Source organism: Winogradskyella pacifica, assembly GCF_003386275.1.
Taxonomy (GTDB): Bacteria; Bacteroidota; Bacteroidia; order Flavobacteriales; family Flavobacteriaceae; genus Winogradskyella; species Winogradskyella pacifica.
Map to the genome: position 1 here is coordinate 183,790 of NZ_QREI01000001.1, position 19,731 is coordinate 203,520.

Here is a 19,731-nt window from a genome sequence, read left to right on the forward strand (position 1 = left end):
AATTCCTTTTTCGAAAAATTATTAGTGTAAGAATATAGGTTTTAAAGCCAAAAATTCTGTTAAATGAAGTGTATTACATCTAATAAATTTTGTTACAAGGGAAAAAGTAACTAGTTTTGACTAATCAATTTTAAAATTAAAAATGATGAAAAATTTAATAGCAGTATTATTTGTAGGATTAATGAGTCTAGGTTCTTTTGCTCAAGAAAAAGTAGCAAAAATTGAATTTAAGACCGACGTTATAGATTATGGTACCATTGAAAAAGGTGCAGACGGAGTAAGAGTTTTTGAGTTTACGAATACAGGAGATGCTCCATTGGTAATTTCTAATGTAAAATCGACTTGCGGTTGTACAGTACCTAAAAAACCTAAAGGCCCTATTATGCCAGGCGAAACAGGTGAGATAGAAGTAAAATATGATACAAAAAGAGTAAACCCAATTAGAAAGACCATTACTGTTTTTTCTAATGCGGAAACTCCAACAGTAGCATTAAAAATAAAAGGACTAGTCGTAGATTCTAATAAGACTAGCGTTTTAGAAAAGAAAAGTAAAAGTATGCTTGAGCAATAATTGAGCATCCTCATATAAATTTAAAGAAATGAGCTTTCAATTTGAAGGCTCTTTTTTTTATACTTTTTTTACCTTTAAACTTTAAGAATTTTCAGAACTTAGCATTTTAAAACCGATACACAATGCCATCAATATCAAATAAAGGCATCCACATGCCAGAATCGCCAATTAGAAAATTGGTCCCTTATGCTGAAGAAGCGCAAAAAAAAGGAAAAAATATTTACTATCTAAATATAGGTCAACCAGATATAAAAACTCCACAAGTAGCCTTAGATGCTATAAAAAACAACACCCTAGAAACTATAGCCTATAGCAGATCTGAAGGATCAGAGAGTTATAGAATGAAGATTGCCGAATACTACAAACGTAACTCAATAGAAGTTTCGCACAATGATATTATTGTAACCACAGGAGGAAGTGAAGCACTTTTATTTGCTTTTGGAAGCATTATGGACGAAGGTGATGAAATTATAATACCAGAGCCATTTTATGCTAATTACAACGGATTTTCAACGGCTTCTGGAGTAAATGTAGTTCCTGTAATTTCTAAAATTGAAGATAATTTCGCATTACCACCAATTGAAGAGTTTGAAAAATTAATTACGCCAAAGACTAAAGCCATATTAATTTGTAATCCTGGGAATCCAACCGGTTACTTATATTCAAAAGAAGAAATAAAACAACTTGCAGCCATTGTAAAAAAACACGATTTATTTTTAATCGCTGATGAAGTTTATAGAGAATTTGTTTACGATGGTGTAGAACATTATTCTATTTTACAAGAACCAGGCTTAGAGGAACACGCTATTATTATTGATTCTGTTTCTAAACGTTACAGTATGTGTGGTGCACGAATTGGCTATTTAGTATCAAAAAATAAAGACTTAATAAAAACGGCTTTAAAATTTGCGCAAGCACGATTGAGTCCACCTACTCTAGCACAAATAGCAAGTGAAGCTGCATTAGACACTCCACAAAGTTATTTCGATGATGTAAAAGAAGAATACGTAAAGCGTAGAAATACTCTAATTTCAGCATTAGAAAAAATCGAAGGTGTAAAAGTTGCAAAACCTAATGGAGCATTTTATTGTATTGCCGAGTTACCGGTAAAAAACTCTGATCATTTTGCAAAATGGCTCTTAGAATCTTTTGATTACAATAACGACACTGTAATGGTAGCACCTGCGGCTGGTTTTTATTCGACTCCCGGAGTTGGCTTAAACCAAATACGTATTGCTTATGTTTTAAATAACGAAAGTTTAAAAATTGCCGTTAAAATCTTAGAGGAAGCACTAAAAGTATATAAAGACTAATGACGATTATCAGCAATGCTTCTTTAAAACCTTTTAACACCTTTGGTATTGATGTTAAAGCACAATCGTATTGTGATATTAGCTCTATAGAAAACCTAAGTACTGTTTTAAGAAATAATGATAAATCTCCATTATTTATTTTAGGCGGAGGAAGCAACATGTTGTTAACTAAAGATATTGAAGCGCTAGTACTTCATATTAATTTAAAAGGTATTGAAGTTATTAGTGAAACTGACAACTCAGTTATTGTAAAGGCAATGGCTGGTGAAAACTGGCACAACTTTGTACTTTGGTGCTTAGAGCACAATTTTGGAGGTATTGAAAATTTATCCTTAATCCCAGGTAATATTGGTACAGCTCCGATTCAAAATATCGGTGCTTATGGAGTTGAGCTTAAAGATGTTTTTGTGAGTTGTGAAGCGTTAAAAATAGACGACCAATCTGTAAAAACATTTTCAAAATCTGATTGCAACTTTGGCTATAGAGAATCTATTTTTAAGCAAGACCTAAAAGGGCACTATATAATTACAAGTGTTAATCTTAAGCTTACGAAGTCTAAGCATAAATTACACACAGATTACGGAGTTATTAAAAATGAATTAAACGCTAATGGTATAACTGAACCAACAATTCAAGATATTTCAAACGCTGTAATTGCAATTAGACAAAGTAAATTACCAGACCCGAAAGAGATCGGTAATAGTGGTAGTTTTTTTAAAAATCCTATTATTTCAGCTAAAGCGTTTATTGAATTAGAACGTGATTTCCCAGATGTGCCTTCTTACAAAATATCAGATGAAGCCATAAAGGTACCTGCTGGATGGTTAATTGAAAAAGCGGGATTTAAAGGCAAACGCTTTAGTGATTATGGAGTTCATAATAAACAAGCCTTAGTCTTGGTTAATTACGGAAATGCAAGTGGGAAAGAAATCTTTGAATTAGCACAATTAATTCAAAAAACAGTAAAACGATTATTTAATATTACCATCGAAACCGAAGTAAATATCATATAAAACAAAAGTCACAATTTTCATTGCGACTTTTGAATTTAGAATAATTTTTTTTGTTTGAAAACGCTATTAATCAACCCCTAACGGAGATAAAATTATTCTAATACTTTATATTGAGCACCTATATGGTGTATTTAATTATATTTACGTTCAGAAAATTGATTTGGACGTTTAAAACATCTAAGACATAAGACTTTAACACTTTGAGTATAACACCTACAGAACAAACTATTATCGCCTATCTTCAAAAAGGAGATAAGCGCGCTTTGAATTTACTTTATGAAAACTATTCTAATAGTCTTTATGGTGTTATCTTAAAAATTACAATTAATGAAGAAGTTGCGCAAGATGCCTTGCAAGAAACCTTTATTAAAGTATGGAAAAATGCTTCAAAGTACGATCCTTCTAAAGCAAAACTATTTACTTGGTTGTTTCGTATTGCAAGGAATACAGCTATAGATAAACTACGAAGTTTTAATAATCGATTTCATAAGGAAGTCCAAATTGAAACATCTAACGTATATATCTTACCAACAACAAATTTTAATCAAGATGTCATGGACATCAAAGAACATGTTGGGAAACTAGAAGAAAAATATCAAATTGTGTTAGACGCCTTGTTTTTTCAGGGGATGACGCAACAAGAAGCAAGTGATGAATTAGACATTCCGCTTGGTACTATTAAATCTAGATTAAAAATAGGATTGCGAGAACTTAAAAAAGTCTATAATCCATAAATTATTTGATCATGGAAAACAAATTACACAACTTTTTAAATTCTAACCTACTTAATAAGTATTTGGTTGGAGACACTTCTTTGGAAGAATCTAAAGAAGTTGAACACTTTATTTCTACTTATCCAGAGGTCGCTCAAGCTTACGAAAAACTTCAAGATAATTTAGAAATTGTAACAAAAGCAGGAGCTGTTGAAGTTCCTACCAACATTTTAGGAAACATTTTAGAATCCTTAGAAGAAACTAACCAGACTAAAGTAGAAGAAACTAAGGTAATTCCATTAGCACAAAAGCGAAAAACGGCTTGGTATAGTGTTGCAGCGAGTGCAGCAGCTATATTATTTGCAGCAACTTCGTTTATGCTTTATCAAAAAAACATACAACTAAATAGTGAAAACAATGTTGTTGTTGAAGAAATTTATGACCTAAGAAGTGATATTGAAAGCAACAACTCTAAATTAGACGAGCTATCTAGAGAATTATTAAAACTTAACAATCCAGATTCTAGAAAGTATGTTATTAATGGTAATGATCGTGCTAAAAACTTAAAAACAGTAGCGTACATTAACCCTGTTGAAAAAACATCTATGATTGATGTTATTACGTTACCGCAATTACCTAAAGAGCAGCAATACCAAATTTGGGCAGAGCTACAAGACCGAATGGTTAACCTAGGTATTTTAGACGAATCTGATCGTAAGTTGAAACAAATTCCATACATGGAAGATGCATTAGCTCTTAGTATTAAGATTGGTACTAAAGGAGATAATGCCAATGAAAACGACACTGAAGTGGCTGAAATTTCTTTAAAAGGAAATTAAATTTAGTTAATTAATCCAAAAAAGAGGCGCAATTAAAATTGCGCCTCTTTTTTTGTTCAAAATCGAAAAAGATTAGGCTTTCTCAAATAAGGTTTTGTGGATTAAACCACCAATAATAGCACCTACAATTGGAGCCACCCAAAACAACCAAACTTGCGATAAATAAGCGCCATCAGCAAATATAGCCTGACTTAATGATCTTGCAGGATTCACTGATGTATTTGTTATTGGGATACTTATTAAGTGAATTAACGTTAGAGCCAATCCAATAGCAATTGGAGCGAAACCCTTAGGAACTTTCAAACTTGTACTTCCTAAGATAACAATTAAAAAGAAAGCTGTTAAAACAACCTCTGCTACCAAAGCAGACATCATACTAAAGCCACCTGGCGACAACTCATCATAACCATTGGCAGCAAAACCACCTACTCCATCAAAACCAGTTTTACCCGACACTATTAGATATAAAACTCCAGCGGCAGCAATTGCCCCAACCATTTGGGCAATAACATAACCTAATACATCTTTAGCTTCAAACTTTCCTCCAGCCCAAAGACCTATTGAAACCGCAGGATTAAAATGACCTCCTGAAATGTGACCAACAGCAAAAGCCATTGTTAATACCGTAAGACCAAATGCTAAAGCAACACCTAGAAACCCGATGCCTAATTCAGGGAAGCCAGCAGCAAATATAGCACTACCACAACCACCAAATACAAGCCAAAATGTTCCGAAGAACTCAGCGAATAATTTTTTCATAATTCTTTGTTTAATTAGTTAGTAAAAAATATTTATTTAGTGATAAGACACTTATAGAACAAGTTAAGTCACACCCAAATAACTATAGAATAAATGTAAAAACATTATCTTTGCATTAAATTGAAACATTGAAGTGTAGCATCTTTAATTTCAGATTAAGAATCAAACTGGAATTGTTAAAGATGTTCCATCTGGAAATTAATAACTATTAGATCTCAACAGATGAAATTATTATTACTTACATTAGGATTATTAGCTTTAGCCGTAGCAGGAATCGCAATAAAAATATGGGCAAAAAAAGACGGTAAATTTGCGGGTACTTGTGCTAGCCAAAACCCAATGCTAAATAAAGATGGTGAAGCTTGTGGTTTTTGTGGAAAATCACCTGAGGAATATAAAGATTGTAGCGAACCTCAACATTCTTAGGCATTAATGACCATTCCCTCAATACTATGTTATGCATTTATTGCAGTTGTTAGTATTCAAGTTACATATTATCTTAGTTTTATTTTCGCTTTCAGCATCAAACGTGCCGAAACGCGACTCAAAAAACACATGCCAGTTTCGATTATAATCTGTGCAAAAAATGAAGCTGAAAATCTAAAAAAGAATATTCCCTTAATATTAAATCAAGAGTATTCAAATTTCGAAATTGTTTTAGTTAACGATAGTTCGTTTGACGACACATTGGAAATAATGAAGGCTTTTGAAGCTGAAAATAATAACATCAAGCTTGTTGATGTAAAAGTTAATGAGGCCTTTTGGGGAAATAAAAAATACGCATTAACTTTAGGCATAAAAGTCTCTAAACACGATTTCTTAGTATTTACGGATGCTGATTGTACACCGAACTCTAAAAAATGGTTGGAACAAATAAGCAGCAATTTTTCTAACGAGAAATCTATTGTTTTAGGTTATGGAGCTTATGCTAAAAAGAAGTTTTCATTCTTTAATAAACTGATAAGGTTCGAAACTGTAATGACTGCATTACAATATTTTTCATACGCTAGTATGGGATCACCTTATATGGGGGTGGGCCGTAATATGGCATATAGAAAAGACCTATTCTTTAATAATTGCGGGTTTAATAGTCATATGTCTCTTAAATCTGGTGATGATGATTTGTTTATTAATGAAGTCGCTAATACATCAAACACATCGCTTTGTTTCACAAAAGAAAGTTTCACTGTTTCCGAACCTAAAACAACGTTTAAAGCATGGATTCTTCAAAAAAGAAGACATATTAGTACGGCTAATTTTTATAAATTGAATCATAAAGTCTTATTAGGAGTATTCTATATGACTCAATTATTATTCTGGATTTTTGGAATTTCACTTTTAATCATAGGGTTTTCTTGGCCATTGATTGTATCATTAATCGGCTTACGCTTTGTAATTCAATGGTTATGCTTTGGATTTACAGCAAAAAAGTTTGAAGAAACAGATCTTATTATTCTTATGCCAATTTTAGAATTATTTCTTATTACTACACAATTAAGTATCTTTATAGCTAATATGATATCTAAGCCAAAACATTGGAAGTAAAAGAAGCCATAAACAAAGCCAAAGACAACAACCAAATTGCATTCAATTTTCTCCTAGACACGTATTGGAATGACGTTTATGCATTTCAACTAAAACGTACCTTAAATGAAAATGACGCTGAAGATATTACCATTCAGACATTTTCTAAAGCTTTTGATAAGATTGACACTTATAATGACGATTACAAATTTAAAACTTGGCTTATAACGATTTCTAAGAATATTCATATTGATTTAGTTCGAAAACAGAAAAACACAATCAATAATACCTCTAAAGATAATGAAAATCACTATTTTGATATTATTGATAATTCGCCCACGCCAGAAGATAAGATTATAACAGAACAAAACCTTGCCAATCTTTTACGCGATATAAAAAAGCTAAAGCCCCATTATCAGGAAGTTATAAACTTAAGATATTTCAGAGAATTAAGTTATAAGGAGATTTCAGAAGAACTTAACGAACCTATTAATAACGTTAAGGTAAAACTTCTTAGAGCAAAAAAATTACTAGCTGCTATTATTACTAAAAGCTAAGACTCCCAACACATAAACACATTGAATAATTTACCGCTTTCAATCGCGATTAATTTGTCTTTCATATTTGCGTCTCTCGCTTTCAGAAGACTATTTTAATTATTTACTTTGTATCTTTGTTTCTTGAAATTTATAATGGCATGGAAACGAAAGTTGCTTCAAATATTTTACCACAACGAAAGCCTAAATGGTTAAGAGTAAAATTACCTACAGGTAAAAAATACACAGAACTTAGAACTTTAGTAGACAAGTATAAATTAAATACTATTTGTACCTCTGGAAGTTGCCCAAACATGGGGGAATGTTGGGGAGAAGGCACAGCTACCTTTATGATTTTAGGAAACGTGTGTACACGTTCTTGTGGCTTTTGTGGAGTAAAAACCGGACGACCAGAAACGGTTGATTGGGATGAACCAGAAAAAGTAGCCCGTTCTATAAAACTAATGCAAATTAAGCATGCGGTTTTAACAAGTGTAGATCGAGACGACCTTAAAGATATGGGAAGTATTATGTGGGGAGAAACGGTAAAAGCAGTACGACGTATGAATCCGGACACTACGTTAGAAACACTTATCCCTGATTTTCAAGGCATAGAAAAACACATTGATCGTATTATAGATGTGGCTCCAGAAGTCGTTTCTCATAACATTGAAACCGTTAGACGTTTAACTAGAGAGGTTAGAATACAAGCAAAATACGACCGTAGTCTTGGGGTTTTAAAATATTTAAAATCACAAGGACAACGCAGAACTAAATCTGGTATTATGTTAGGTTTAGGAGAAGAACGCGAAGAAGTAATTCAAACACTTCACGATCTCAGAGACCATGACGTTGATGTTGTTACGATTGGTCAATATTTACAACCAAGTAAAAAGCACTTACCTGTAAAACAATTTATTAATCCAGATCAATTTAAAGAGTATGAAGAAATTGGATTAGAATTAGGTTTTAGACATGTAGAAAGTAGCGCGTTAGTAAGATCTTCTTATAAAGCTCAAAAACATATTAATTAATGATTACTATCGCCATCAACGGTTTTGGCAGAATTGGTCGTCGTGTTTTTAGGCTTGCCATGGAGCATCCACAAATACAAGTCGTAGGAGTAAATGATTTGGCTGATACAAGAACCTTAAGTCATTTATTAAAATATGATAGTATTCATGGGGTTTTAAAAGCGCCAGTTTCATTTGATGACGAACATATTATTGTAAATGGCATTTCAATTCCACTCTATAGAGAGTCGCATCCAAAAACGTTAGACTGGTCAAAAGTTCAACCTGACTTTGTTATAGAATCTACAGGCAAATTTAAAACAAAGGCAGAACTACAGCATCATATTACAAATGGAGCTAAACGTGTTATTTTATCGGTTCCTGCTCTTGAAGATGATATTAAAACAATTGTTTTAGGCGTAAACGACCATAGCATAGATGGCACAGAAACCATTTTATCTAATGCGTCTTGCACAACTAATAATGCTGCACCAATGATTTCCTTAATAAAGGAGCATTTAGGTATAAAGCAAGCCTATATAACGACAATACATTCTTACACTACAGATCAAAGTTTACACGATCAGCCTCATAAAGATTTAAGGCGCGCGCGAGCTGCGGGACAATCTATTGTGCCAACAACTACAGGAGCTGCAAAAGCTTTGACAAAAATCTTCCCAGAGTTATCCGATGTTATTGGAGGCTGTGGCATTAGAGTACCTGTTGCAAACGGTTCTCTGACCGATATAACCATAAATGTTAACAAACCTACGTCGATAAAAGAGGTTAACGAAATCTTTAAAAACGCGGCAAACAATAAGTTAAAAGGCATCTTAGAATACACTGAAGACCCTATTGTATCTATCGATATTGTTGGTAATCCGCACTCTTGTATCTTTGATGCACAGATGACTTCTGTAATAGGTAATATGGTAAAAATAGTAGGGTGGTATGATAATGAGACTGGTTATAGTTCAAGAATTCTGGATTTAATCTGCAATTTAACCGACAAATAATCACTTTTATCGAATAAATAATTATATTTGCTCAAATCAAACTGAGCTTAATGTCCCAGATTAAATACTACATATTTGTTTTTTTTACATGTTTTTGTAGTGTAATTTTCTCACAACAAGACGACGTAGAAGATGAAGACATACTCGTGTTACGACTTCAAAATCGTTTAGACCAAGCTACATTAGACAATGATCGCGGCAATTACTATAATGCTAAAGACAACTTAGACAAGGCATTAGCTATTGCAGAAAAAATTGATAACAAGTCTAGTCAAGGTAAAATTCACACCAAAATTGCTAAAGTCCAGTTTTTAGTTAACGAGAAAGACCAAGCTAATATTTCTATTAATAAAGCCATTCAACTTCAAAGAGATAACAATGATTATGGAAATCTCGCTATAACTTATAATATTAAAGGTGTTATCCATAGTACCGAAGAAGAGTACGAAAATGCATTAGAATATTTCATTTCCGCAAAAAATCTCTTTGAGCAAGAAAATTTAGAAGAATACACTTCTGAAGTCACACTAAATGAAGCCAAGGTTTTCATCTTGCTAAAACGTTACGAAGAAGCTAAAACTCAGCTTGAAAAAACGATAATTATAGCTAAAAAATACAACCAAAATCGTAGACTTAGTAGTGCTTTAATTCAAAGTGGGAAAGTTTATTCCGCACTAAACAATCCAAAGATGGCGCTATCTCAAACCGAAGAAGGTTTAGCCATAGCACAATCACTTAAGAATATAGAGAATATAAATGAGGCTTATTTAACGCTAAGTGATATTCATGAAAAAAATGAAGATTACAAAAATTCTCATTACTATATTAAAAAGCACATTCATTTATCAGACTCAATATTAAACATTAAGCGAGAAAACTTAGTGCCAGGAATATCTGGTCAAAATATCAGTAATTATAATGATGCTAAAAACGCGCAGCTAAAAGCACAAATTGATGAAGTAAAAGCGGATAGTGCATTTACCAGGATTACAACCATACTAAGTATTGCATTAATTACAATCTTATCATTATTAACATTATCATTATACAAAAACAATAACATAAGACTGAATACCAACACGATGCTTCATAAAAAAAATGATGAGCTTATTGTTGCAAAAGAAAAAGCAGAATTAGCCTCTAAAACGAAAGCTAATTTCTTGTCTACAGTTACCCATGAGTTACGTACACCATTGTATGCTGTAACAGGACTTACCAATATGTTATTGGATGAAGAACCTTTAGAACATCAAATTCCGCATTTGAAATCCTTAAAATTCTCAGGAGAATATCTATTAACGTTTATTAATGATATTCTTCAAATTAATAAAATTGAAGCCAATAAAGTTGAAATTGACCCTGAACATTTCAACCTTAAAAATAAATTAGAAAACGTAATCTCAGCACTTAGTAATTCAGCTAAAGATCAGGATACTCAAATTCATTTTGAGTACGAAAAGGGGTTGCCTGAAACATTTGTTGGTGACCAATTAAAGATTTCCCAAATCTTAATTAATCTACTTGGAAATGCTATTAAATTCACAAAAGATGGTGACATCTGGGTGAGAGCGTACAAAATTGATCTAAAAGACAATATGTACAATCTTCGGTTCGAAATTGAAGATAATGGTATTGGTATTACAAAAGAAAAACAAGATCACATGTTTGAGAGTTTCTCTCAAGGCTCTGTGCAGATCAACAGAAAATATGGCGGAACTGGTTTAGGTTTATCTATTGTAAAAGGACTAATTCAGATTCTTAAAGGAAAAATCTACTTAAAAAGTGAGCTAGGTAAAGGCACAACATTCTTTTTTGAAATTCCTTTAGAATATGATAAAAATGCAGACAAACTCGAGGTAGTAGAAGTTATAAAAGTTAATAAGATGGAAGGATTGGATTTAAGTAACGTTAAGATTCTCATTGTAGAAGACAACAAAATCAATCAAATGATTACTAAAAAGATTCTAAATAAAATGAATCTATATTGTGATGTCGTTGATAATGGAGAAGCAGCAGTAGAAAAAGTTAAAGAAGTGACATACGATGTTGTTTTAATGGATATTCATATGCCAGGTATTAGCGGATTAGAAGCTACAAAAATCATTAGAACATTTGACAAAGAGCTTACCATATTTGCACTAACAGCTGTGACTTTAGAAGACAAAATGCACGAGTTTGGTGATGCTGGTTTCGATGATATTATTTCAAAACCATTTAAACAAGAAGATTTCGAAGACAAATTGCACGCAGCACTTTCTGGAGAAAAAATAATATCTAGCTTCTTTAGTTAACAAAACCTCTAACAGCAGCATTAAATTGCGCTGCTTTATCTATTTTTATTTCAATAGGTAAGTAATATAACTTTTCTTCCAAACTGCTATAACTACTTAATCGCACATAATCCTTTTCCGTCGTAATGATTAACGTTTTTGATTCTAAATTTGCGATATCAGACGCTCTAAAATCATAATGATCACTAAATTCTAGATGATCAAATTTCAAGCCTTTTTCAGCTAAAAAATCAACTAAAGGTTTCGCATTAGCGATTCCTGTGACCAATGTAAATTTAGGCAGTTTACTTAACTCTTTAGAATCTAATTCTGATAGCACTTCTGAGGCATAATCCACATAACTAAAAAACAACTGTTGGTGGTTTTTAATATTTAACTTCGAAGTAATGATCTCCTTCTCTGTTTCCGAAATATCCTTTCTACATTTAGTAACTACAATTAAATCTGCTCGTTTAGCACCAGATCTTGGCTCTCTTAAATTACCTGTTGGCAAAACGATATCTTTGTAATAAAGATTATTATATGCCGTTAAAAGGATATTAAAACCTGCTTTTACTTTTCTATGTTGAAAAGCATCATCTAACAATATAACTTCGGGTTTCGGATTTAAGTATCTAAGTTTAGAAATACCATCTTGTCTGTCTGCATCAACTGCAACAGTAATACCATTAAATTTTCTATAAAACTGAAAAGGCTCGTCACCAATAGTATCTGCACTAGCGTTGTCATTTGCTAAAACAAAGCCTTCTGTTTTACGTTTATAACCTCTACTTAATGTAGCTAGTGAATTGTCGTCTTTTAAAAGTCGAATTAAATACTCAATCATTGGAGTTTTACCTGTTCCACCCGTACTGAGGTTTCCCACGCAAATCACCGGAAAGTCATAAGATTTAGACGATTTATAACCAACATTAAACAACCAATTTCGTAACCAAGTGATTAGATAATAAAACGGTACAATAGGAAACAATATGATGCGGATAAACTTCATGTTTTTTATTTATAGCATATTTTTGCCACATGGAACATCACAATAACCATAGTGTTTTAAAGGCAAAATAGAGGATTGATGTTTCACAGCAGCTAAATTATATTATTTTTGAAACAAATATACACTTATGATCATACAAGACGTAATTAATCACTTGCACAACTTAGCTCCGTTAGCTTATGCCGAAGATTTTGATAACGTAGGACTTCTTGTTGGAGATAAAAATGAAAACGTTTCTGGTATTCTTGTTACATTAGATACGCTCGAAGCAGTCGTAGATGAGGCCATAGAAAACAATTGCAATCTTATTGTTAGCTTCCATCCTATTATATTTTCGGGTTTAAAAAAACTAACTGGTCAAACGTATGTAGAACGCGTCGTCATAAAAGCTATTCAACATAATATCGCCATATTTTCTATTCATACCGCACTAGACAATGCACTTCAAGGCGTTAATTCAATTATATGCGATCGATTAGGATTAACAAACAAAAAAATCTTAATTCCGCAATCGGGCACTATAAAAAAACTACAAACCTATGTCCCAAAAGCAAATGCAGAGGCTTTAAGAACTGCTTTATTTAATGTTGGGGCTGGAAGTATTGGCAATTACGAATCGTGCAGTTTTAATATTGAAGGAGAAGGCACATATTTAGGAAATGAAAATTCTAATCCTGTTATTGGAAAAAAAGGTGAGTTACATACAGAAAAGGAAATGGCAATTTCAGTAACATTCAAAAAACATTTAGAATCCAAAGTATTAAAAACGCTTTTTGAAGTACATCCCTATGAAGAGGTTGCTTATGAGGTTACAACCTTAGAAAACACCAATCAACATATAGGTATTGGCATGGTTGGAGAGCTAAAAAATGCTATGGAAACCGAAGATTGTCTAAATTTTATAAAAAACAAAATGAATACGGAATGTATAAGACATTCAAAATATTTAAATAAACCTATAAAGCGCATTGCTGTTTTAGGCGGTTCTGGCAGTTTTGCTATTTCGGCGGCAAAAGCGGCCAATGCAGATCTTTTAATCACGGCAGACCTTAAATACCATGATTTTTTTAGTGCAGAAAACGCCATTGTATTGGCCGATATTGGACATTATGAAAGCGAGCAGTTCACAAAATCATTTTTAGTAGACTATCTCTCGAAAAAAATCACTAATTTTGCAATCATTTTATCAAAGACAAATACAAATCCGATAAAGTATCTATAATTATGGCAAAAAAAGCTGAAGTTTCTGTTGAAGAGCGGTTAAGAGCACTATATGATTTACAATTAATTGACTCTAGAGTAGACGAAATAAGAAATGTCAGAGGAGAACTTCCTTTAGAAGTTAGAGATTTAGAAGACGAGGTTGAAGGACTTAACTTAAGAATGGAAAAGCTAAATGATAGCCTAACTATTATTGATGATGAGATTAAATCTAAGAAAAACTTAATCGAAGAAGCTAAGACTTTAATTAAAAAATATAGTGAGCAGCAGAAAAATGTTAGAAATAACAGAGAATACAACTCACTGACTAAAGAAATTGAATTTCAGGAATTAGAGATTCAATTAGCTGAAAAGCACATTAAAGAATTTAAAGTTCAGATAGAGCAGAAAAAAGAAGTTATTTCTGAAACTAAAGATCGTTTAAAAGACCGTACTGCGCATTTAAAGCACAAAAAAGGAGAGCTTAATGAAATTTTGAAGGAAACTGAAAAAGAAGAAGAAGCACTGAATAGTAAGTCTGAAGACTTTAAGAAGAAGATTGACGAGCGTTTAGTTAATGCTTACCAAAGAATTAGAAACAACGTTAAAAATGGTTTAGCTGTTGTTGCTATTGAACGTGGTGCATCTGGAGGTTCTTTCTTTACAATTCCTCCACAAGTACAAGTAGAAATTGCTTCTCGTAAGAAAGTAATTACTGATGAGCATAGTGGACGTATCTTAGTTGATGCTGCATTAGCTGAAGAAGAGAAAATAAAAATGAATAAATTATTTGCTAAACTTAGCAAGTAAACATTCACTACATAAAATACCTAAGCCTTTGCAATCGCAAAGGCTTTTCTTGCTTAAACAGGTCTAATCATTTTTCTTTTAATATAATTTTAAAACTATTATATTTAAGGAAATGTAACTTTATACGACTACTTAAATAAAGAAAAATTAAAATATGAAAAAGTTACTAAGCATTTTAGCGATTACCATACTGTTCAGTTGTCACAATCAAGCACAGACAAACTCTAAACAAAAAGCAGTCATCGATGCAGAACCTGTAGTTGTACCACTAAAAGATGGAAAAGCAAAAGCCTATTTTGCGAGTGGATGTTTTTGGTGTGTTGAAGCCGTTTATGAAAGCGTAAAAGGTGTTGAAGAATCCATATCTGGCTATGCTGGCGGACATACAAAAAACCCAACTTACGAAGCGAGTAATACTGGTAGAACCGGGCACGCAGAAGCTGTAGAAATTATTTATGATCCTGAAGTGGTAAGTTTTGCAACTTTAGTTGATGTCTATTTTGGATCACAAGACCCAACACAAGCTAATGGACAAGGACCAGATCATGGTTCGCAATACCGTTCTATTATATTTTATCAAAATGATGAACAAAAGAAAATCATAGAAGATAAAAAAGCGGCTTTAGCAAAAGAATTAGATGCTACGATAGCTGCTGAAGTTTATCCGTTTCAAAAATTTTGGATTGCTGAAGATTATCACCAAAATTATGAACGCTTACATCCTAATCAAGGTTATATAAGAAACGTATCTATTCCTAGGTTAAATAAATTTAAAGCTAAGTTTCCTGAGTTACTAAAAGACGGTGGAAAGCATTAATGCTAAAAAGATCTGTCAGGTTTTTTTAAATCTGACAGGTCTTAAAATATTTAAAAATCCTATTCCAAAATATACTCAACCTCAACACCTATCATTGGATTTAAAACTCCCACTTTAGTGCGTTTAGGATTTTTATACTCAATAGATCCATCTCTCCAACCTGAGTTATGATAATTAGACCACGTCTGTAACGTTTTTTCTTCTGTAAATGTATACCGATACATGGGGCCAAAATAAGCGTACTTTTTAACCTTACCATGTGTATTAACCATTTCTATACCGACACATATTCCATTTTTAGGAAACAGAATACCAAAACCTTCAACATTAACCCATAATCTGTATTTTTTATTTTTAGGTTGAACGTATATATTTTCATTATACATTAATTTTCCTGGTGCATTTGCAATAGAATCAAACTGATAAAATTTCACATTAAAAGTGGCAATATATTCGGCATCATTTCTCTTTTTTAGGTTGATATAAACCCCATTTACTTTTCCTGTTTTGTTTTTAGGATTCTCAATTAAAACTGCGGTTTCATACCCAATTAAAGACGTCACACTCTGATTGCCCTCGCGCTGTTCGCCTAAAATTTCCTTTTTACCATATTTTAGCTTTTTACTAGAAATAAGAACCTCATCTAAACCTTCAGTTTTAGGGGCTAGCAAAACGTTATAAATCAAATTATCTTTAAACAAATTGACGGGTATATATTGAGACTCATACCCTATTGTTGAAACTTTTAAAGTATCGGTCTCTACGTTTCTAACAGTCAACTTAAAATTTCCAAATTCATCTGAGTATGTGCCTTTTCCATTCTTTAAGACGATATTTGCGTATGCTATAACTTCACCTGACAAAGCATCTTTTACAATACCATTGATTGATTGGGAATTACAAAAATTTACCGTTATTAAAAAGAATATGAGTTTTAATGTTTTCAAAATTGATTTGATTGATTTTAAAATTAGAATAGACCTGCTAGATTAGTCAAACCTGCTAGGCCTCCAATGTTTCATTAATGCATTTAGTTTACTAAAACAGACCTACAAGGTTTTGAAAACCTTGCAGGTCAAACTCAGAGCACACGATTTTTCCCTTTTAGGAATTAAAAGGCTTCTTTTTGGTAGCCTTAATTTCAAAAATCATAGGAAATAATTGATTTTTCATCTTATACATCCCAGATTCCGTTTTTATTAAATTTGGAAATACATCATAGGGACTTTCATCATGCTCTTTAAGATAATCAATTTGCAATCCTGCTTCAATAAGTGAATTAACAACTTCGCTTAAGCCATGATTCCAACCATACTCTTTACTTACCATTTTTGAATCTTGGTTAGCATAAGTCCCTTCATATTCGTCATAAATCACTTCATCCTGACTGTAATGATATGTCATTTTTGGTTGCCCATCCACATAATCAAACATCCATGCAATAGGATGAAATTCTACAATGTAAAATGTTCCACCAACCTTTAAGCGTTCTGCAATCATTTTTGCCCAAGGCTTTAAATCTGGCAACCAACCAATAGTTCCGTAACTCGTAAATACAATATCAAAAGTTTCAGAGATATGTTTAGAAGTCTCTAAAACATTACAGCACACAAACTCTGCATCAAGTTGTAATTCGGTATTTAATTCCTTTGCTAATTTCACACCTTCATCACTCAAATCTACACCTGTACACTTTGCTCCCATCCGACTCCAACTCAACGTATCTTGACCAAAATGACATTGCAAATGCAACATTGATTTCCCTTTTACATTTCCTAAAGCGTTCAACTCATAAGACATCAATGACGATTTTCCATTTTTAAAAGCATCGATATTATACATTTCACTTTGAGCATGTATGGCTACTTTTTTGTTCCAAGTGGCTTTATTAACTTCAAAATAATTAGCGTCGTCTTTCATGGTTGATTAATTTAGCGTGTAATTTACTATATCTTTTTTAATATGAAATCATTATATCTAGGTCTCATCTGTCTGCTACTTGTTTCTAGCTGCAAATCTGAGCCAAAACAAACAAGCTTAAAAGTCGAGACAAAAGAATTATCAATAGCTGAAAAAATTGCAAACGCCCATGGTTTTGAACAATGGAAAAATGTATCTGAAGTCAAATTCACCTTTCAAGTAGATACCGATACTAGAAATGGAAAAGGAAGATCTTGGTCTTGGTATCCTAAAACGGACGAAGTGCTTTTTGAATCTTTATATGGAGAAAAAAGATATTCAAGAAGTGATATGGATAGTACACAAATGGCCAATGACAGAGGTTTTATTAATGATAAATTCTGGCTTTTTGTTCCTTTTCAATTGGTATGGGATACCTCTGCTACAATTTCTGAACCAACAAAAGCACAAGCTCCAATTAGCAAGGCAGAATTAAACAGGATAACACTTACCTATTCTGATGAAGGCGGTTACACACCAGGCGATGCTTATGATATTTTTTATGATGAGCAATTCATTATAAGAGAGTGGGTTTACAGAAAAGGAAATTCAGCAGAACCATCGTTAACTACAACTTTTGAAAACTACAAAGATTACAACGGTATTAAAATAGCGACAGATCATAAGCAAGAAGGTGGCAACTGGAATTTGTATTTCACTGATATCAGTATTACTTTGGATGATCAGAAATAAGACTGTACTTTTGCTACCTATAATGTAAGATTCGTGTTCTAAGTTTTAACTTAAAATGCATAGCTTACATTTTCCGCCTTAGGGCGCCTATATATATTTAAAGCACTTCAATTTTTATATTGAAGTGCTTTTTTTTCAGCAGAATACTTATAAAATCATTAATTAAGCAGGCTAAGTGTTTTTCATATCCATAGCTATAGAAAAACTGAAGGCAGTGCCTACACCGATTTCACTCTCCAGCACTAAATCTCCTCCCAGCATTTCAACATATGCTTTTGATATAGAAAGTCCAATACCAGAACCATGAAGCGCTTGTTTATTAGCAACATCAACTTGATAAAAAGGAATAAAAATAGTTTCTATTTTATCTTCTGGAATACCAACCCCTGTATCTTTTACGTAAAAATTCAATTGAGAAGTATTACGATCTAAACTACAACTAAGTAAAATACTATCTCCTTTTGATGTATACTTCAACGCATTTTCAATTAAATGATTTAATACAGCAGTAAGCTTTTCGTTATCCGAATTTATTTGAAGATCTTTTTCGGAAATGAAGTTAGTTAAAGTAAACTGAACCTTTTTTAATTCCGCTATCGGCAAAAACGCTTTATAAATAGCCTCTATACTGGCGTTAACCTTAAACAACGATGTTTTAACTGTCATAAGTCCGGTTTCAATTTTAGATATATTTAAAATATCTGTAATAACATCTAACAACTCATTACCACTACCTTCTATTACCTTAACATATTCTTGGTACTCATCATCTTCTTCATGGTATCCTTTTAGAAGTTCAGCACTACCTAAAATGCCATACATTGGTGTTCTAATCTCATGACTCATATTGGTCAAAAACGCAGATTTTAACTGATCAGATTGCTCTGCGCGCTCTTTTGCAATAACCACATTTTTATGTTTCTCAAGAAGCTCTTCTTGTAAATCATTCTCCTTTAACAACGCATTGTGCAGACGATCTATTAAAAACGAAACTGAAAGAACAGTAAGTAAACCAAAAAGCACATTATTAATAAAAACCACAAACAATACCTCTATTGGAGACTCTGTAAAAAACCGAATATCTATCCACTTAGCATAATCAATGAATAATACAATCCCATAAAATATTGCAGATACGATAACAGAATTAACACCAGCTTTTTTTCCACTATAAAGTGTTATTAAAACACTTAGCATAAAGAGTAAAATTGTGCCACTACCATTAAGCCCTAAATCAATAATTAAAGCAAAAGACAACACAAATAAATTGACAGAAAATATAGTTTTCTTTGTGGTGAAACGCATGCGTTTGTTAAAAACCAAAAACAACATAACTAAAACAGCTACGGTATCTATAACAAAAACAAACCATTTATCTAACACAACAGCCATACCTGCACTTGGGATATAAGACAATAAGCTTAAAGCAAGTGTTAATATTAAAATTGAAACAAACAATTTATCTCTAAGATATGATAAATCATCTGTTTCTTTTTCATTAGAAAAACCGCTATACTTAATATACCATTGGCGATAGGACAACCAAAGTTTTTTTAGCATATACAAAATAATTGTTGACTCTAAATTTAGCCAAAAAAAGATGCACAAAACTATTTAATTCTTTTTAATTCCCTAGTACTTTCTACATTAATCGATTACCTGAAATATCATAT

At 32.4% G+C, this 19,731-nt stretch carries 20 protein-coding genes; 15 read left to right on the forward strand and 5 right to left on the reverse strand.

Features of this window, described 5'->3' with window-relative positions:
• Positions 1-145: 145 nt before the first annotated feature.
• The 5 genes from DFQ09_RS00860 to DFQ09_RS00880 all read left to right on the forward strand — a co-directional run bounded on the left by DFQ09_RS00860 (position 146) and on the right by DFQ09_RS00880 (position 4,449).
• Entirely contained in the window at positions 146-571 is a 426-nt protein-coding gene (locus tag DFQ09_RS00860; RefSeq protein WP_020895381.1) for a DUF1573 domain-containing protein, read from the forward strand.
• Between the two features lie 122 nt (positions 572-693).
• Positions 694-1,884, forward strand: coding sequence for a pyridoxal phosphate-dependent aminotransferase (locus tag DFQ09_RS00865; RefSeq protein ID WP_115807703.1), 1,191 nt, complete (start codon positions 694-696; stop codon positions 1,882-1,884).
• Positions 1,884-2,897, forward strand: coding sequence for a UDP-N-acetylmuramate dehydrogenase (gene murB, locus DFQ09_RS00870; RefSeq protein ID WP_115807704.1), 1,014 nt, complete (start codon positions 1,884-1,886; stop codon positions 2,895-2,897). The genes DFQ09_RS00865 and murB overlap by 1 nt, the downstream gene beginning before the upstream one ends.
• Positions 2,898-3,097: 200 nt before the next feature.
• Positions 3,098-3,631, forward strand: a complete 534-nt coding sequence (locus DFQ09_RS00875) for an RNA polymerase sigma factor (RefSeq protein WP_020895378.1) — start codon at positions 3,098-3,100, stop codon at positions 3,629-3,631.
• 11 nt (positions 3,632-3,642) lie between these two features.
• Positions 3,643-4,449: an anti-sigma factor gene (locus DFQ09_RS00880; protein WP_115807705.1), complete on the forward strand. Its 807-nt coding sequence runs from the start codon at positions 3,643-3,645 to the stop codon at positions 4,447-4,449.
• Between the two features lie 72 nt (positions 4,450-4,521).
• Here DFQ09_RS00880 and aqpZ read toward each other — a convergent pair whose 3' ends face one another.
• The gene (gene aqpZ, locus DFQ09_RS00885) at positions 4,522-5,208 is read right to left on the reverse strand and encodes an aquaporin Z (RefSeq protein ID WP_220347447.1); all 687 of its coding nucleotides are present in this window, start codon (positions 5,206-5,208) and stop codon (positions 4,522-4,524) included.
• A 222-nt stretch (positions 5,209-5,430) separates the two neighbouring features.
• On the opposite strand from aqpZ, the gene DFQ09_RS00890 reads away from it, so the two are divergent.
• The 6 genes from DFQ09_RS00890 (at position 5,431) to DFQ09_RS00915 (ending at position 11,588) form a co-directional block, all read left to right on the forward strand.
• Entirely contained in the window at positions 5,431-5,634 is a 204-nt protein-coding gene (locus DFQ09_RS00890; RefSeq protein ID WP_020895375.1) for a hypothetical protein, read from the forward strand.
• Positions 5,635-5,763: 129 nt separating this feature from the next.
• Positions 5,764-6,753 (forward strand): glycosyltransferase, encoded by a 990-nt coding sequence (locus tag DFQ09_RS00895; RefSeq protein WP_317124896.1) that lies wholly within the window; start codon positions 5,764-5,766, stop codon positions 6,751-6,753.
• Complete coding sequence (locus DFQ09_RS00900) at positions 6,744-7,289, forward strand: RNA polymerase sigma factor (RefSeq protein ID WP_115807708.1); 546 nt, start codon at positions 6,744-6,746, stop codon at positions 7,287-7,289. The genes DFQ09_RS00895 and DFQ09_RS00900 overlap by 10 nt, the downstream gene beginning before the upstream one ends.
• Positions 7,290-7,429: 140 nt before the next feature.
• Complete coding sequence (gene lipA / locus DFQ09_RS00905) at positions 7,430-8,302, forward strand: lipoyl synthase (protein ID WP_115807709.1); 873 nt, start codon at positions 7,430-7,432, stop codon at positions 8,300-8,302.
• Positions 8,302-9,297, forward strand: coding sequence for a type I glyceraldehyde-3-phosphate dehydrogenase (gene gap, locus DFQ09_RS00910; protein WP_115807710.1), 996 nt, complete (start codon positions 8,302-8,304; stop codon positions 9,295-9,297). The genes lipA and gap overlap by 1 nt, the downstream gene beginning before the upstream one ends.
• A 50-nt stretch (positions 9,298-9,347) precedes the next feature.
• Positions 9,348-11,588: an ATP-binding protein gene (locus DFQ09_RS00915; RefSeq protein ID WP_115807711.1), complete on the forward strand. Its 2,241-nt coding sequence runs from the start codon at positions 9,348-9,350 to the stop codon at positions 11,586-11,588.
• Here DFQ09_RS00915 and lpxK read toward each other — a convergent pair.
• On the reverse strand, positions 11,581-12,579 hold the full coding sequence (gene lpxK / locus DFQ09_RS00920; protein ID WP_115807712.1) for a tetraacyldisaccharide 4'-kinase: 999 nt from the start codon (positions 12,577-12,579) through the stop codon (positions 11,581-11,583). The two genes, DFQ09_RS00915 and lpxK, sit on opposite strands and share 8 nt — an antisense overlap.
• A gap of 127 nt (positions 12,580-12,706) precedes the next feature.
• Here lpxK and DFQ09_RS00925 point away from each other — a divergent pair, with 127 nt between their 5' ends.
• The 3 genes from DFQ09_RS00925 to msrA all read left to right on the forward strand — a co-directional run bounded on the left by DFQ09_RS00925 (position 12,707) and on the right by msrA (position 15,406).
• Positions 12,707-13,801 carry a Nif3-like dinuclear metal center hexameric protein gene (locus DFQ09_RS00925; RefSeq protein WP_115807713.1) on the forward strand — a complete coding sequence of 365 codons (1,095 nt, stop codon included), beginning with the start codon at positions 12,707-12,709 and terminating at the stop codon, positions 13,799-13,801.
• 2 nt (positions 13,802-13,803) lie between these two features.
• Positions 13,804-14,589: a zinc ribbon domain-containing protein gene (locus tag DFQ09_RS00930; protein ID WP_115807714.1), complete on the forward strand. Its 786-nt coding sequence runs from the start codon at positions 13,804-13,806 to the stop codon at positions 14,587-14,589.
• A 154-nt stretch (positions 14,590-14,743) separates the two neighbouring features.
• Positions 14,744-15,406, forward strand: a complete 663-nt coding sequence (msrA, locus tag DFQ09_RS00935) for a peptide-methionine (S)-S-oxide reductase MsrA (RefSeq protein ID WP_115807715.1) — start codon at positions 14,744-14,746, stop codon at positions 15,404-15,406.
• A gap of 59 nt (positions 15,407-15,465) precedes the next feature.
• On the opposite strand, the gene DFQ09_RS00940 is transcribed toward msrA, so the two are convergent.
• Both DFQ09_RS00940 and DFQ09_RS00945 read right to left on the reverse strand, forming a co-directional pair.
• Positions 15,466-16,353, reverse strand: a complete 888-nt coding sequence (locus tag DFQ09_RS00940; RefSeq protein ID WP_181897124.1) for a carboxypeptidase-like regulatory domain-containing protein — start codon at positions 16,351-16,353, stop codon at positions 15,466-15,468.
• A gap of 157 nt (positions 16,354-16,510) precedes the next feature.
• Positions 16,511-17,326 carry a class I SAM-dependent methyltransferase gene (locus DFQ09_RS00945; protein ID WP_115807717.1) on the reverse strand — a complete coding sequence of 272 codons (816 nt, stop codon included), beginning with the start codon at positions 17,324-17,326 and terminating at the stop codon, positions 16,511-16,513.
• Positions 17,327-17,368: 42 nt separating this feature from the next.
• Between DFQ09_RS00945 and DFQ09_RS00950 the strand changes: the two genes are divergently transcribed.
• The gene (locus DFQ09_RS00950) at positions 17,369-18,058 is read left to right on the forward strand and encodes a hypothetical protein (RefSeq protein WP_115807718.1); all 690 of its coding nucleotides are present in this window, start codon (positions 17,369-17,371) and stop codon (positions 18,056-18,058) included.
• A 171-nt stretch (positions 18,059-18,229) separates the two neighbouring features.
• Here the strand turns inward: DFQ09_RS00950 and DFQ09_RS00955 are convergent, their stop codons facing one another.
• Positions 18,230-19,618, reverse strand: a complete 1,389-nt coding sequence (locus DFQ09_RS00955) for a sensor histidine kinase (RefSeq protein WP_115807719.1) — start codon at positions 19,616-19,618, stop codon at positions 18,230-18,232.
• Between the last annotated feature and the right edge of the window lie 113 nt (positions 19,619-19,731).